14 protein-coding genes and 1 pseudogene are annotated in these 15,434 nt (G+C 69.2%); 9 read left to right on the top strand and 6 right to left on the bottom strand.

The window, feature by feature from the left end; genetic code table 11:
- Window positions 1-132 precede the first annotated feature (132 nt).
- From ABZX92_RS40805 to ABZX92_RS40815, 3 genes are all read right to left on the bottom strand, one after another.
- The gene (locus ABZX92_RS40805; protein ID WP_355570842.1) at window positions 133-1,263 is read right to left on the bottom strand and encodes a lipase family protein; all 1,131 of its coding nucleotides are present in this window, start codon (window positions 1,261-1,263) and stop codon (window positions 133-135) included.
- 105 nt (window positions 1,264-1,368) lie between these two features.
- Entirely contained in the window at window positions 1,369-2,466 is a 1,098-nt protein-coding gene (locus ABZX92_RS40810) for an ionic transporter y4hA (RefSeq protein WP_355570843.1), read from the bottom strand.
- Window positions 2,467-2,597: 131 nt separating this feature from the next.
- A complete protein-coding gene (locus ABZX92_RS40815) occupies window positions 2,598-2,990 on the bottom strand; it encodes an SSI family serine proteinase inhibitor (protein WP_355570844.1) in 393 nt (130 codons plus the stop codon).
- Window positions 2,991-3,192: 202 nt separating this feature from the next.
- Here ABZX92_RS40815 and ABZX92_RS40820 point away from each other — a divergent pair, with 202 nt between their 5' ends.
- The 4 genes from ABZX92_RS40820 (at window position 3,193) to ABZX92_RS40835 (ending at window position 6,420) form a co-directional block, all read left to right on the top strand.
- Complete coding sequence (locus ABZX92_RS40820) at window positions 3,193-3,822, top strand: D-alanyl-D-alanine carboxypeptidase family protein (RefSeq protein WP_355570845.1); 630 nt, start codon at window positions 3,193-3,195, stop codon at window positions 3,820-3,822.
- A gap of 91 nt (window positions 3,823-3,913) precedes the next feature.
- Window positions 3,914-4,531, top strand: a complete 618-nt coding sequence (locus ABZX92_RS40825; protein WP_355570846.1) for a TetR/AcrR family transcriptional regulator — start codon at window positions 3,914-3,916, stop codon at window positions 4,529-4,531.
- 9 nt (window positions 4,532-4,540) lie between these two features.
- On the top strand, window positions 4,541-4,999 hold the full coding sequence (locus ABZX92_RS40830; RefSeq protein ID WP_355570847.1) for a GNAT family N-acetyltransferase: 459 nt from the start codon (window positions 4,541-4,543) through the stop codon (window positions 4,997-4,999).
- The gene (locus ABZX92_RS40835; protein WP_355570848.1) at window positions 4,996-6,420 is read left to right on the top strand and encodes a hypothetical protein; all 1,425 of its coding nucleotides are present in this window, start codon (window positions 4,996-4,998) and stop codon (window positions 6,418-6,420) included. Before ABZX92_RS40830 ends, ABZX92_RS40835 begins: the two co-directional genes overlap by 4 nt.
- Window positions 6,421-6,429: 9 nt before the next feature.
- Here ABZX92_RS40835 and ABZX92_RS40840 read toward each other — a convergent pair.
- Window positions 6,430-6,534, bottom strand: a pseudogene (locus ABZX92_RS40840) (hypothetical protein); the annotation flags it as partial.
- Between the two features lie 126 nt (window positions 6,535-6,660).
- On the opposite strand from ABZX92_RS40840, the gene ABZX92_RS40845 reads away from it, so the two are divergent.
- The gene (locus ABZX92_RS40845) at window positions 6,661-9,750 is read left to right on the top strand and encodes a S8 family serine peptidase (protein WP_355570849.1); all 3,090 of its coding nucleotides are present in this window, start codon (window positions 6,661-6,663) and stop codon (window positions 9,748-9,750) included.
- 47 nt (window positions 9,751-9,797) lie between these two features.
- Window positions 9,798-10,295, top strand: a complete 498-nt coding sequence (locus ABZX92_RS40850) for a hypothetical protein (RefSeq protein WP_355570850.1) — start codon at window positions 9,798-9,800, stop codon at window positions 10,293-10,295.
- Here the strand turns inward: ABZX92_RS40850 and ABZX92_RS40855 are convergent.
- Window positions 10,292-10,933, bottom strand: coding sequence for a response regulator transcription factor (locus ABZX92_RS40855; RefSeq protein ID WP_355570851.1), 642 nt, complete (start codon window positions 10,931-10,933; stop codon window positions 10,292-10,294). The two genes, ABZX92_RS40850 and ABZX92_RS40855, sit on opposite strands and share 4 nt — an antisense overlap.
- Window positions 10,930-12,843 (bottom strand): sensor histidine kinase, encoded by a 1,914-nt coding sequence (locus ABZX92_RS40860; RefSeq protein WP_355570852.1) that lies wholly within the window; start codon window positions 12,841-12,843, stop codon window positions 10,930-10,932. The genes ABZX92_RS40855 and ABZX92_RS40860 overlap by 4 nt, the downstream gene beginning before the upstream one ends.
- A gap of 429 nt (window positions 12,844-13,272) precedes the next feature.
- Between ABZX92_RS40860 and ABZX92_RS40865 the strand changes: the two genes are divergently transcribed.
- From ABZX92_RS40865 to ABZX92_RS40875, 3 genes are all read left to right on the top strand, one after another.
- Window positions 13,273-13,611 (top strand): hypothetical protein, encoded by a 339-nt coding sequence (locus ABZX92_RS40865; RefSeq protein WP_355570853.1) that lies wholly within the window; start codon window positions 13,273-13,275, stop codon window positions 13,609-13,611.
- The gene (locus ABZX92_RS40870; RefSeq protein ID WP_355570854.1) at window positions 13,608-14,225 is read left to right on the top strand and encodes a hypothetical protein; all 618 of its coding nucleotides are present in this window, start codon (window positions 13,608-13,610) and stop codon (window positions 14,223-14,225) included. Before ABZX92_RS40865 ends, ABZX92_RS40870 begins: the two co-directional genes overlap by 4 nt.
- 132 nt (window positions 14,226-14,357) lie before the next feature.
- Window positions 14,358-15,434, top strand: a 1,077-nt coding sequence (locus ABZX92_RS40875) for a glycoside hydrolase family 3 protein (RefSeq protein ID WP_355570855.1), incomplete at its 3' end; no start/stop codon positions are given.

Here is a 15,434-nt window from a genome sequence, read left to right on the forward strand (position 1 = left end):
GATCGCGCAGGACGACAACGGTCACGGCACGCACGTCGCAGGCATCGCGGCGGGCACGAAGTACGGTGTTGCTGCTCGCACACGGCTTCCTCGCCCCGGTGGCCTGGTTCCCCGCCCTGGCCGCCGCGATCATCAGCAGTTAGGGCGCGTGGCCTTCCCGGCGAAGCGGTCGCCGAGCCAGAGCAGCGCGTTCGAGCCCCACGCGCTGACCGCGCTCACGTGTCCCAGCAACGGAAGCGCCGTCCACTGCACGTCCGCGCCGAGTGAGCACCACTGCGAGCGCAGCTTCTGCCCGACGGCGAACGGGATGAGCTCGTCCAGCGTGCCGTGGTAGAGGTACACGGGTGCGGCGGGCTTGACCGAGCCGAGCGTGTTCTCCGCCAAACGCTTCTGCCACAACGGGTTCTGGATGACGTCCGGCTGGGTGGTCAGCGAGTTCAGGCGCGTGAACGGTGCCACCAGGGCGATCTCGGCGACGCACGAGCCGCGGATCTGGTCGATGACCTGCTTGCCGCGGGCGTTCAACACGTCGGTCAACGGCAGTTCGGGGTAGGCCGCGGCGTACCCGGCGGCAGCTGCGAACACCAGGCCGGAACCGGCGTTGCCGTCGTTGAACTTCGCGACCGCGTTCAGGTCGGCCGGCACACCACCGGCCGCGACGCCGACGACGTTCAGCGAAGGCGCATAAGACTTCCACTGCTCAGCGGCGGCCGACGCGGCCTGACCACCTTGCGAGTAACCGAAAACGCCGACCGGGGCGGCCGCGGACAGACCGGGAACCTCCTGAGCCGCCCGTGCGACGTCCAGCAGTGCGCGGCCTTCCGAGCGGGCCACGGCGTAGGTGTGATCTCCTGGCGTGCCAAGGCCTTCGTAGTCCGTGACGGCGACCGCCCAGCCGTTGAACATGGCCTGCGAGAGGAACGCGATCTCGACCTCGGTGCCGTTCTGCAGCTGCTGCGACGGCGCGCACTGGTCGCCCATTCCCTGCGTGCCCATGGCGTAGGCGACGATCGGGCGCGGGCCGTTGGTCCACGGCAGCGGCGAGACGAGCACCATGCCGGACACGACGGTGCTCGTGCCGGTCGCGGACGTCGAGTTGTAGCGGATGTCGTAGGCCTTGACCGGGGCGGGCAGGAGTCGCAGCGGCTCCGGATGCCACGCCACCTCCCTGCTGCTGACCAGATCGCCCGGCGCGGCCGCGGCAGCGGGTGTGACCAGGGCGGATAACAGGAGAACGGCGGCGAGCACGGCACGGAGCTGCATCGTTGGACCCCTTTGTGGTAACCGGCGTTACCGCAATGTAGGACCGAACGTCGTAACGCCGCAATAGGCTCTTCGGCTTTATGGATTCACACCTTGAGGGAACGCCTACGGATTGACGGCGAGGAACAGGAACGCCGCCAGCAGCACCAGGTGCACGCCACCCTGCAGCCTGGTCGCGCGGCCCGGCACCACGGTCAGGACGCTGACCAGAACCGTGAGCAGCAACAGGATCATCTGCGTCGAGCCGAGCCCGAGCAGCAGCGGACCGTCGAGCCACACGGTGGCCAGCGCGATGGTCGGGATCGTCAGGCCGATGCTCGCGATCGCCGAGCCGTAGCCGAGGTTGAGGCTGGTCTGGATGCGGTCGCGCAACGCCGCGCGGGCAGCGGCGATCGTCTCGGGCAGCAGCACCAGCAGGGCGATCACGACGCCGACGAACGACTGCGGGAACCCCGCCGCGCGCACACCCGCCTCGATCGCGGGTGACTCGATCTTCGCGAGGCCGACCACGGCGATCAGCGCGACGAGCAGGAAGCCGAGCGACGCCAGGGCGGCCTTGGCGGACGGCGCTTCGGCGTGTTCCTCGGTCTCGATCACGCCTTCCTCCGTGACCGGCAGGAAGAAGTCGCGGTGCCGGACGGTCTGGGTGAACACGAACATCGCGTACAGGGCCAGGGAAGCGAGTGCGGCGAACGCGAGCTGCGGGCCGGAGAACTCGGGGCCGGGTGTCGTGGTCGTGAACGTCGGCAGCACGAGCGTCAGGGTGGCGAGCGTGATCACCGTGGCGAGCGCGCCGCCGCTGCCCTCGGCGTTGAACAACGTGGTGCCGTGCTTCAAAGCGCCCAGCAGCAAGGCGATGCCGACGATGCCGTTCGTGGTGATCATGACCGCGGCGAACACCGTGTCGCGGGCGAGAGAAGACGCTTCGGGGCCGCCGGACACCATCAGCGTGACGATCAGGGCCACCTCGATGATCGTGACCGCGACCGCGAGGACCAGTGATCCGAACGGCTCCCCCACCCGCAGCGCGACGACCTCGGCGTGGTGCACGGCGGCCAGCACGGTCGCGGCGAGCACGACGGCGACCAGTGCGACGAGCACGGGGGCGAGGTCACGCCCCCAGGCCACGACGAGCAGCAGCACGCCGAGCACGGGGGTGATGGTCGTCCAGGACAGCAGCGGGAAGCGCGAGATGGCGGCCATGATCACACCCTCGCACGCGCGGCGCCTGAGCCGCCATTCGGCGCAACACCCATTTCACGCGTAAGAAAATGTGCAGCGGGGCGCCCCTGCCGCGCCCCGCTGCACATTAATGGCCGGTGCCGTGATCGAAACTAAAAATCGAACACAGCACCGGTGTGCGCCAGCATGACGCACGAGTTCGGGTACGTGTGAACCTGGGTGACCGGTTCACCTCGCCAGAAGCCGAACATGGACACCTCGACCGGCGCGTAGATGAACGTGCAGGCGCGGTCGTCCGAGGACATGGCCCGCAGGTCGGCACCAGTGGAGGCGAGCGTCGCGCAGGCGAGGGCCCTGCGCGGGTGGTTGTCGCCTCGTTCGCAGGTCAGGACGGTTGCCTTGAAGGCGTTGTCCTCGACGTCCGAGTACTGGACGGTGAGCACCAGCGCGGTTCCCCGGTGCTGAGCCGGGGCTGCCTGCGCGGTGCCGGCGAAGGCGAGAAGCGAGACGAGCACTGCAACGAACGCAAGAATGCGGCCGGACATGAAAGCGGTCCTCCTGAGACCTCACAAAAACGGGCCGGTTCTCGGCCGACGCAGATGTTGCCATCATGTTTCGTCGCCGCGAAAGGGGCCAGGAAACGTTCACCGATCACATTCACACGCTCCGCCGAAAGCGTGATTGGGCCGAACGGCTGTGTGCTGCGACACGTTCACCGCGACACAGCTGCCGACGGACTGTTACGGGTTGCTGACCGACGACGTTGCGCGCACACGTATTATCGAAATCATGTCCAAGACCTCCAGACGTGTCGTGTTCGGCGCGCTGCTGATCGTCACACTCGTGGTTTCCACCGGCGCCGCGCTGGGTTACCTGGGCAGATTGACGCTCGTGTTCGACCGGCATCCGGGAAAGCCGCTCGCGATCGTCGAGGAAGTGCCAGGGCCAGCCGACGGACCGAAGTGCACAATCGACGCGCGCTACCTGGACGAGGTGCCCGACGGCCTGCGTCCCGATGTGCTGAAAGCCTGGAGGTCGTTGCGCGCCAGGGCCTCTGAGCAGGGCGCTTTCCTCTGCCTGAACGACGGCAAGCGCAGCCGTCAGCAACAGCGGAAGGAGTTCGACGAGGCGGTCAAGAAGTTCGGCACCGAAGAACTCGCGTCGCGTTATGTGCTGAACCCGCCGGACCGCTCGGCGCACGTGCACGGATATGCCGTCGACATCCAGCCGATCGAATCGGCACAATGGGTCGAGAAAAACGGCAGCACCCTCGGCTGGTGCCGCCGTTACGAAAACGAGCAGTGGCATTTCGAGTACGACACCCGCTACACCACCGGTGGCTGCCCGGCGCTCGAGAAGAGCGCGACCGGCAGCTGAGTCCCCGCGTAAAGGTCTAGACGCCTGGGGTGCGCGCGAGGTTGCGCCGTCGTAATCTGACAACCCGAGTTACCAGATTGGAGCACCTCCAGTGGCCCGTGCCTACGCCGGCGTATCACCCGAGCAGCGCAAGGCTGACCGCCGGGCGAAGCTGCTGCAGGCCGGTCTGGCGCTGTTCACCAGCACGGGCTTCGCGGCCACCAGGATCACCGAGCTGTGCACCGAGGCCGGGGTCTCCACGCGGAACTTCTACGAGGAGTTCGCCTCGAAGGAGGACCTGCTCCGCGAGCTGCACGACCTGATCAACGCCACGGCGTTCACCGAGGTCCGCACGGCGCTCACCGAACTGGGGACCGCGGACGTCGAGACCCGCGTCGCGACCCTGCTGGACGTCTTCGTGCGCACCGTGACCGCCGATCCCCGTGCGCCGCGCCTCAACTACGTGGAGGCCGTCGGGGTGAACGCGGAGATCGAGCAGCAGCACGTGCGGTGGGTGAACACGTGGGCGGAGTTCATCGAGTCGGAGGCGCTGCGAGCGGCCGCTGCCGGTGTCGCGCCGCAGCGGTCGTACCGGCTGACGGCGATCGCGCTGGTCGGGGCGATCACGGGGCTGTTGCGGGAGTGGCAGGCGCACCAGCCGCCGCTCGCGGTGGACGAGATCGCGACGGAGATCCGTGAACTCATGCTGGCGGCGATCACCCGGCCGTAACGTGGGCGCGTGACCATCCTGCGACGCGCTCTGCCGGACGAGGCGGGCACGCTGACCGAACTGGCACTGGCCGCCAAGGCTTTCTGGGGCTACGACGACTCCTTCATCGAGGCGTGCCGGCCCGAGCTGACCTTCACCGGCGATGACGTCGCCCGGCGGCACATCGTGGTCGCCGAGGAGCACGGGGCGGTGACCGGGTTCTACAGCGTCGACGGCTCCCCACCGGTGGGCGAGCTCGGCAACCTGTGGGTCAGGCCGGACACGATCGGCACCGGGCTGGGGCGGGTGCTGTGGGAGGACGCGCTGGCCACCGCGCGGGAACTGGGGCACGAGCAGCTCGACATCGACGCCGAGCCGTTCGCGGAAGGCTTCTACCTGAGGATGGGGGCCGAACGCGTCGGCGAGATCGCGTCCGGGTCAGTTCCAGGCAGGATGCTGCCGCAGCTCAGAGTGAGAGTCCCGGCGTGAGAACGCTGAACCGGACCGTCACGGCGGTCGCGGCCGTCGTCACCTATGTGGCGTTGCTGCTCGCCATCACCGCGGCCATAGATCTGAGGGAGCGCAACGCCTTCCACGACGCGCCGGCCCAGTACGCCGCCTTCCTCGCCGCCCTCGACAGCCGTTCATCCGCCGACGCGCACGCGGTCGACACCTGGTTCAGAGCCCACACGCAGGCCAGCAGCCGCGCGGGCGCCTCGATCTCCCTCGGCACCGATGCCGTCGAGGACGGCGACTTCGATCTCGCCCGCCGGTTCACCGACGACGTGGCCGAGAAGATCGAGGAGGACCAGCAGGGGTTCGACAGGAGGTCCGCCGAAGCCTGGGCACGCGCGCTGCCGTGGCTGGTGGCCGGCGCGATCCTCACCGCCGCCGCGCTCGTCCTGCGGCACCGGCGGCGCAAGCGGAACGCCGACGTCGTCGAGCTGGTCGACCAGTTCGTGCCACCGCGGCCGTGGTGGCGGCGTCCTGTGTTCCTCGTCGTCAGCGGGATCGGCCACACGTTCCTGGTGTCCGGCTTCTTCGCGTTCGTCGCGGCGACCCGGGCCAACGAACTCCCTTGGGCCGCAAGAGGATTCCTCCTCGCAGGCGGTCTCGTGGCGTTGCCCGTCGCCTACTACGTCCTGAAGTACTCGCGCCCCCGGTCCACGCGAAGTGCGGCACAGGCACTGCGGGCCGACTGGCGCAGACCGGTGCTGTACCTGCGCGGCTTCGGTGACGACCCCGAGGCGGCGGTCGTCGACGAACTGCCCGGAATGCTGTCGACCGGTCTGGCGAGCATCCACTCGCGCGAGGAACACCTCATCGGCGCACTCAGGGCGTTCGGTCCCGTCGTCGCGGTGGGCAGGCCGGGTGAGCAGCTGCCGCACCTCGGTGCGGCGCGGTTCTACCTGCCGGGCGACGACTGGCAGACCGGTGTGCTGCGGCTGATGGAGATGTCACAACTGATCGTGCTGCGACTCGGTGACGGCGACGGCGTGTGGTGGGAGGTCGACCAGGCGCGCGCCACCCAGCCACCGGGCAAGCTCGTCCTGCTGATCCCCGGTGGCAGGCCCGACCTCGCCGAACGGCTGGACGCCCACCTGCCGAAGCCCGCGAAGGTCACCGCAGTTCCCGGCAGGTGGACGTCCGATGTCGTCGTGTTCAAAGAGGACTGGACCCCGCGGGTACAGCCCGTGGGGCCCTTTCCCGGCGACAAGAAGTTGCCGGCCTCGGCCGTGTTCTACGTCGCCCAAGCGGTGCAGGCGGCGCTGCGGGAGATCGGCGTGCGGAGGCGGGCGATGGGTCCGCGGACCAACAGTCACCTCCTCGCGATCCTCGGCAAGGTGTTGCTGCTGATCCCCGCGTTCGTCCTGGTCGTCTTCTTCCTCAGGCTGGTCTTCCTGTGGTGAGGTCCACTTCTGGTTCGCGCCGCCGTTGCAGTCCCACAGCACGAGCTGCGTGCCGTTGGTGGAGTTGCAGCCCGGCACGTCGAGGCAGCGGAGACGGAGCACCACCTGTACCACCGCGCGTCACCGATCCGGTCCCGTTGTCTTCCCGAGTCAAGTTTTCTTCCGTTGTGTGACAACGCATCGGGAGATCGCTAGCGTCGGGTCGTCCGCCGCCACGCCCTGCCAGCGAACGGACTTCCCATGCGCAGATTCGTCGCCGCGTTCTCGGCGATCGCCCTGCTCTCACTCCCCGCACCGGCCCAGGCCGAGGAACCGCCGGGGACACCACCGCTTCAGCCGGACGTCATCACGCTGATCACCGGTGACACCGTGTTCGTGCACGGCGCCGACGTCGAGGTGAAAGCCGCCGACGGCCGGGAGAAGGTCGAGTTCGTCCGGCTCACCGACAACGGTGACGCGTTCGTGTTCCCCGCCGACGCGGTCGACGACGTGGCGTCGGGCCGGGTCGACCGGCGGCTGTTCAACGTGACCGAGCTGGTGCGGGAAGGCTTCGCGGGCAAGCCGTTGCCGTTGATCGTGAGCCACGACGGTCCTGCGACTTTGAGCGGCCGATTCCTGAGCAGCATCAACGCGACCGCGGTCACGGCTTCGCCGGGTGTCTTCGCCGCCAGTTCGGTGAAGAAGATCTGGCTCGACGCCAACGCCCGGCTGATCGACGACGAGAGCAACGCGCAGATCGGCGCGCCGGCCGCGTGGCAGGCCGGGTTCACCGGCAAGGGCGTGACGGTCGCGGACCTCGACTCCGGCTACGACCCGGCGCACCCCGACTTCCAGGGTGTTGTCGTTGGGCACAAGGACTTCCTGACCGGTGGCGGGCCGAGCATCGACCAGCACGGGCACGGCAGCCACACCGCGAGCATCATCGCGGGATCCGGTTCGGCCAGCAACGGCAGGTACAAGGGCGTCGCGCCGGACGCGAAGCTCTTGGTGGGCAAGGTCTGCGACTCGACCGGCAGCTGCCCGAACTCGGCGATCATCGAGGGCATGGAATGGGCCGCGGCCAGCGGCGCCCAGGTCGTGAACCTCAGCCTCGGCGGTGGCGCCACCGACGGCACGGACCCGATGTCTCAGGCGGTCAACAACCTCACCGCGCAGACGGGCACGTTGTTCGTGATCGCGGCGGGCAACTCGGGTACGGCCGGGTCGGTCGCCTCGCCGGGTGCCGCCGATGCCGCGTTGACGGTCGGCAGTGTGACCAAGGCCGACGCGTTGAGCTCGTTCTCCAGCCGCGGGCCGCGCGTCGGCGACGGGGCGATCAAGCCCGACATCGCGGCACCCGGTTCGGCGATCATCGCGGCACGGGCGGCCGGCACGTCGATGGGCACGCCCGTGGACGCCAACTACACCAGCGCTTCCGGCACGTCGATGGCCACGCCGCACGTGACGGGAGCGGCGGCGGTGCTCGCCCAGCAGCACCCCGGCTGGAAGGCTCCGCAGCTCAAGGCCGCGCTGATGGCCGCGAGCAAGCCGCTGAACCTGTCGGTGTACGCGCAGGGTGCCGGGCGGCTCGACGCCGGCAACGCGGTCAGGACGACTTTGACCTCGTCGCCGGGAAGTCTGTCGTTCGGGCTGATGAAGTGGCCGCACTCCGGTCCGATCACCAGGACGCTGACCTACCGCAACGACGGTGACGCGGCTCTGGAGCTCGCCGTCACCGTGCCCGCACCGTACACGGTGGACAGTTCGAAGGTCGCGGTTCCCGCGCACGGGACTGCCGCGGTGAACGTGACGATCGTGCCCGGTGCCGAAGGGGAGTTCACCGGGCGGGTGGTGGCTTCTGGCGGCACGACATCGCTGAGCACGGCGATCGGCGGCCAGGTCGAGGGCGAGCGGTTCGGTCTCACCATCACGACTTTCGGCCGCAACGGCAACGTCCCGCAGTTGTCGGTCGGCAACATCGTGAACGCCACCACCGGTCTCGGCGCCGGGTCGATCTACGCGTTCAACCAGAACGAGTTCACCTACCGTCTGCCCAAGGGCACCTACGACATCCAGGCGGCACTGGCCGATCCGTACGCGGGCAACGTGTCCGGGCCGCGGTCGATCGTGACCAAAGCCGCGCTGAACCTCGACCGCGACACGGCGATCACACTCGATGCCCGCACGGCCACGCCCGTCACGTCGGCGGTCAAGGGAGTCGACACGAAGTCCGAGGCGAACGACTTCGGCCTCAGCGTCGGACGAGCCGGCGTCAGCTACGTGGCGGACCCGACCGCGCCGCTCTACGCCACGCCGACCGGGAAGATCACCGACCGGGTCTACACGTTCCACCTCTCCCCCGCGCTCGTCTCCGGTGACGACCTGTGGCGTCCGATCTGGTGGGACCAGCACGGGATCCCGGACGACCTGGCGTTCGAGGCGCAGCGCCGGGACTTCGCCACTGTGAGGGCCTCGTACGGCGCCGAGGTGCCGGGCACCGTCGGGCTTCGAGGTGTGTACGGGGCGTTCCCCGGCTCGGCAGGCGCGCTGGTTCCGTTGCGCAGCACCCCGTTGCCGTTGCGACGCACTGAGCACTTCCTGGCCTCGAAGGACGTGTCCTGGAGCAACACGCTGTACTACCAGCAGATCCAGCCGGTGTACCGGTACGAGAGCGAGACGATGCTGCGGCGCATGTTCGACCGCCGCGCCTACGACGTGCGGTGGAACCAGTCGCCGGTCGGCCCTGCCACCGGTCCGGTCGACGAGGGCTGGGGCGTGCGGCGCAAGGCGGGCAAGCTCGACGTCTACGTCCCGTTGTTCTCCACCGGCGGCCACGACACCTATCGGCAGTCGCAGAACGCGGCCTTGCAGGCCGGCACCACGTTGTCCAAGGACGGCAAGGTGATCGGCTCGTCGGCGTATCCGGGCTGGGGCTCGTTCACCGCTCCGGACGCCGGTGTCTACGAGATCAGGTCGCAGGCGGCGCGGGAGCTGCCGTGGACGGTGCTCGGCACGTCCGCCGAGGCGACCTGGACGGTGACGGACAAGCTCGCCGACGGGCCGTTGCCGTTGCTGGTGGTGCGGACTTCCGCTGACCAGGAGGCACGGGCCGGTCGGTTGCACTGCCTGAAGGTCGAGGTGCAGAAGCCTGCCGGGTCGCGGATCACGAAGCTGGGTGTGGAGGTGTCGTTCGACGACGGGAAGACCTGGCGGCGTGTGCCGATCATCGCCGGTCACGCGCTGATCCAGCATCCGGCGGCGGCAGGCTTCGTGTCGGTGCGTGCCGCGGCACGTGATCAAGCCGGTAACGCGGTGAGCCAGACAGTTTTGAGGTCTTACAGCTTCAAGTGAGGACGGGGCGCTGAACTGCTCGCGTTCCACGTCCGTAGTTCTCTGATGTGAGCCGATTCGCCGTTTTCGCACTGATCCTGTTCCTCGGGGCCTGCTCCGCCCAGGCCGAGGAGACCGCGTCGCCGGAAGAGCTGGAAGCCGCGATCGGTCCGGTGGCCGGTCCGACCCCGGTGCTGCCGGGTGACGTCGCGAAGCTGGGGATCGAACAGTCGGCCGCGGTCGGCCCCGTCGTCGTCGACCGCGACCACTACACGCTCTACTTCTCCGAGAAGGACTCCACGCAGCCGCCTTCTTCTTCCTGCGTCGAGGCCGAGTGCACGCTCGTGTGGATCCCGTTGCTCGCGGCGGGTGGGCAGTTCGACGCTCCCGGCCTCGACCCGAAGCTGCTCTCGACGTTCAAGCGCTCGGACGGCACCGAGCAGGTCACGATCGGCGGGCATCCCGTGTACCGGTACGTGGACGACGAGCAGGCGGGTGACACGGTCGGGCACGGGGTGGACGGCCGGTTCGCGGTGTCGCCTTCGGGTGTTCGCGCTTCTCGCTAGCGGCCGAGTCCGGCGTCCCGGGCGCGGATGATCGCTTGTGCCCGGTCGGCGACCTGGAGCTTCGTGAAGATGGCGGAGACGTTGTTGGCCACGGTTTTGATCGCGACGCCGAGCTTGGTCGCGATGGCGCCGTTGGACAGGCCCGCGGCGAGCAGGTCGAGGATCTGCTGTTCGCGGCCCGTGAGCTCGGGGAACGGGGCTTCTCGTGCGGACTGACCGGTGAGGAAGCCGAGAACCCGTTGCGCGACAGCAGGTCCGAAGATCGCCTCGCCCGCCGCGACCGCGCGGATGGCCCTGGCGATCTCGTCCTGCTCGGCACCTTTGACGAGGTAACCGCGAGCGCCGGCGCGCATGGCCGCGAACACCGAGTCGTCGTCCGAGAACATCGTCAGCACGAGGACCGCTACTTGTGGCGCGGCGCGGGCGATCTCCTTGGTGGCCGCGATGCCGTCGAGGTCGGGCATCTGCAGGTCGAGCACGGCGACGTCGGGTTGTGCGGTGACGACCTCCTTGACGGCCTCGCGTCCGGTCTTGGCCACGCCGACGACCTCGAAGCCCGGGAGTGAGGCGAGCAGTGCGCTCATGCCCTCGCGGACGATCGGGTGGTCGTCGGCGATCACGACGCGGATGTCGGTCACGGCACCTCCACCGCCGATGAAACACCATCGCCCACTGCCATCGGCAAGCGCGCCCGCACCCGTCCTCCGCTCTCAGTCGGCCCGACCTCCACCTCACCGCCGAGCTCCGCTGCCCTCTCTCGCATCGCCTGCATTCCTACGCCGGGGCGCCACGGGCCGTTGGGCGGTCCGTCGTCGGTGACCTCGACTTCGAGTTCATCCACGCAGCTCAACCGGAGGATCACCGAGGAACCTCGCGAGTGCCGGACCACGTTGGTCAGGGCTTCCGTGGCGATGCGGTAGGCGGCGACCTCTACCGCGGCTGAGAGCTGGGGTACCTCGTCCGGCACGTCGAGGCGCAGTTGGAGCGGGGTGCGCACCAGGTGTTCGGCGCGTTGGCGGAGGGCGCCGAGCAGGCCGAGCTCGTCCAGTGCGGGTGGGCGCAGGTCTTCCACGAGCCTGCGGACGTCGGCGATCGCGGTCCGGACGTCCGCGCTCACGCCGGTGAGGAGGCTTCGGGTGCGGTCCGGGTCGGTGGCCAGCAGGTTTGTGGCCGCGTCGGCGCTCAGTGCCACGCCGGTCAGCGTAGGGCCGAGGCCGTCGTGGAGGTCTCGGCGCAGCCGTCGGCGTTCTTCTTCGCGTGCGGTGACGAGGCGTTCGCGGGAGGCCTGCAGCTGCGTGGACAGCAACGTCGCGTGCACCGCCACGGCCAGAGGAGCGGCCACGAGGCGGAGGACGTTGCGGTCGGCGGCACCGAGCGTGCTTTCGCCAGTGCGCACGCCCACGTGCAGTTCGCCGACGGTCACGCCGTCGTACTCCAACGGCACCACCTCGATGTTGTCCGGTCTCGTGCCGTTGCTGGCCAACTGCTGACCGGCCGCCAGTGCCACGTACGGCACTCGCAGCGCGACCCGCACGGCCTCCACGACCCCGGCCAGCCCCTCACCCGCCAGGTGCTCGCCGACCTTGGACACCACCCGTGCCGGATCGCCGCGATCTCCGTACAAAGCGCGGTCGACGAGCCGTTGCAGGCGGGGCAACACCGGCGCGACCAGCAACGCGACCACCACCGTGGCCACGACTGATCGCCCGAGCTGAGCCGACACGAACCGGTCCAGCACCGCGACCAGCAGGCCGTAAACGACGAGCACCACCGCGGACAGCAACACCCAGGCCAGGACGCGCGACACGACGAGCCGGATGTCCAGCAGCTGGTGCCGCACGATCGCGATGGTCACCGCGATCGGGATCAACGGGATCGACAGCAGCACGAACACCGGCGTCCCCGCCACGAACGACCACGGCACCACGAACGCCGCCGCCACGCTCGCCGCCAGCAGCAACCACAGCACCGAGTCCTCGCCCCGCCGGAACCGCACGGCCAGCGCCACCACCCCGGCCAGCAACGCCAGGAGCGTCCGCAGCTCCGACACGATCCACAACGGCCCGAGCTCCGCATATCCCGGCAGCTTCAGGTAGCCGGGCCCCTCGGGGTCCGCTCCCAGCTCGATCACGAACAGCGGCGCCGTCACCACGATGGCGATGGCCACCGCACGCCACCGCCGTGAGGGCAGCCGCCCGTCCGGGAAGAGCACCAGCGACAACGGCAGGAACAACCCGATCGACCACGGCCACGCGTAGGAGGCGATCGTCGCGATGAGCGGACCGTCCAAGGGCGCACACAGCGCGGTCGTGGCGTGCCCGAGGCCGTCCGCGAGGAACAACCAGCCGATCGGGTTGCGCGGCCGGTGCCAGGCGAGGATCGCGCCGCAGATGCCGAAGGTCAGCGCCATCGCGGAGTTCGTCACCACGAACGCGTCCAGCGCCTGCTGCCACGTCCAGCCCAGCCGCAACACGACCACGACAGCGGCCCCGGTCTCGGCGATCACGACACCGCCGAGACCGGACGCGAGCGCGCGGCCGATGTTCATGCCGGTAAGTGTGGGCCGCCGCGGGCCTGATGTCCCGGGATCACGATCCCGGGAAGTCCCGGGAATCGGCCGGCACCCGCTGGTCCGGGAACACGATGCCGTCGCTCTCCGGGAACCTCGCACCCGCGGGCGCCTCAGGTCTCCAGGCGCCGCACGGCACCGCGCCGCCAATCCCAGGCACCCTCCCGACCACAGGCCTCCCGGCACCGCGAACCCAGACGGCACGCGCCGCCAGTCCCGTGCAACCTCGCGCCCGCACGACCCGCGACCCCCGGTTCCCTGGACGACCCCACGCCCCGGGTCCCGGCACCTCCCGGGACCCGTTCCCGCCGCATCCCGGAAACCTCCTGCCCGCACCGGATCACGCTCTCCTGACCGGGGAACGCCCCGGAACCCACAGTTGCCTCCAACCAACCCTGGAGGTGCCCGATGTTCCGCGCCGGACTCGTACTGCTCGGCCTGCTCTCCGTGGCAGACCTGCTGCTCCCTCTGCTCACCGACGGCGAAGCGCCACCGATGGCCGTCGCCCTGGTCGCCGCCGCGCTGGGGCTCGCCAGCCTCGTCCTGGTGATCTCGGCCTGGCGAGGCGCCCGCAGGGCGATCCTGCCGCTGATCGTCCTGCGCGGGCTGTCCGCCGTGGCCGCCGTGCCCGCGTTCTTCGAGCCTGGCGTTCCGGCGCCGGCGATCGCGGCGGCGGCGGCCACCATCGCGCTGACAGCAGTGGGCGCGGCCCTCACGCTCAAGGGACGTCAGGCGGTGGCGTCATGAGGTGGCTGCTGCCGATCGGACCGGCCGCGATCGCCGTCCTGCGCCTGATCCTGCCGTACAACACCACCGACGACACGGCGACGATGCTGCAGAAAGCCCAAGCGCACCCGGACACCATGAACTGGGTGATCTGGCTCGGCTTCGTCGGCATGCTGACCCTCGCCCCGGCCGTCATCTGGATCGCGCGCAAAATCCGCGACCAAGCCCCGAAGACCACCACGGCGGCCGCGATCCTGCTGGTCCCGGCCTACCTGTCGCTCGGCCTGCTCGTCGCGGGAGACGCGGCGGCCACCAACGGCAACGTCATCAGCCACCCCGCCCTCGACACGGCGGCCGGGGTCTTCGTCGCGGGCCACGTGATCGGCACGGTCCTGCTGGGCGCGGCGATGTGGCAGGCCGGGCTCCCGAAGTGGGTCGCTGTGGCGACCGCGATCTCCCAGCCGTTGCACTTCGTCGCCGCGGTGATCATCACCAGTCACGAGCTCGACTTCGTGGCGTGGGGCCTGAACGCGGTGGCGTTCGCGGTCGTGGGCCGAAATTTCGGGCCTGACAAGGCGTCACGCCAAAGCAACACACTGTTCGGAAGGGCAGCCGGTTTGTCGCGTTCGGCCTAGTTGGGAGCCTTCTTCACCGATTCGTTTGTACCGGAAATCCTGAAACCGGTTTCGCGCGGAACCGGTTTCAGCTAGAAACTGTGAGAGCGCTCCCACGAACGCTGCCGCCGCACGAGCCCTCTCGGAGACCACATGGATCGCGACGACGTGCCCTACCTCGACGCCACGCTGCCCACCGCACAGCGGGTCACCGACCTCCTGGCCCGCATGACACTGGCCGAGAAGGTCGGGCAGATGATGCAGCTGGACTCGAGGGAGGACCTGGACGACCACGTGCTGCGCAAGCACGTCGGCTCGATCCTGCACACCTCGCCGGAACGGGTGCTGCGCGCGCACGACCTGACGCAAAGAACACGACTCCAAGTCCCGCTGCTCATCGCGGAGGACTGCATCCACGGCCACTCGTTCCACGAAGGCGCCACGATCTTCCCGACGCAGCTGGGCATGGCCGCCACGTGGGATCCGCAGCTGGTCGAGCAGGTCGCCAGGGTCACGGCGGTAGAAGCGTCGGCGACCGGTGTGCACTGGACGTTCTCTCCGGTCCTGTGCATCGCGCGGGACCTGCGCTGGGGACGGGTCGACGAGACGTTCGGCGAGGACCCGGTGCTGATCGGCGAGCTCGCGGCCGCCATGGTCCGCGGCTACCAGGGCGACGGCCTGGAGGACGACACCGCCATCCTCGCCACCGCCAAGCACTTCGCCGGCTACTCGGAAACGCAGGGCGGTCGCGACGCCAGCGAGGCCGACCTGTCGAGGCGCAAGCTCCGGAGCTGGTTCCTGCCGCCGTTCGAACGCGTCGCGAAAGAGGGCTGCGCGACGTTCATGCTCGGCTACCAGACCACCGACGGCGTGCCGATCACGGTCAACTCGTGGCTGCTCGACGAGGTCCTGCGCGGCGAGTGGGGCTACACCGGCACGTTGATCACCGACTGGGACAACGTCGGCCGCATGGTCTGGGAGCAGAAGCTGCAGCCCGACTACGCCCACGCCGCGGCGGCGGCGGTCAAGGCCGGCAACGACATGATCATGACGACCCCGCAGTTCTTCGAGGGCGCCCTGCAGGCCGTCGAGGAGGGGTTGCTGGACGAGAAGGACCTCGACCAGGCGGTCACGCGGATCCTGACGCTCAAGTTCGACCTCGGCCTGTTCGAGAACCCGCGCAGGCCCGACACCGCACGCCAGCAGAGCATGATCAACCACGACGACCAC

The sequence above is a fragment of the Lentzea sp. NPDC006480 genome (assembly GCF_040611995.1).
In the GTDB taxonomy this organism is placed as follows: Bacteria; Actinomycetota; Actinomycetes; order Mycobacteriales; family Pseudonocardiaceae; genus Lentzea.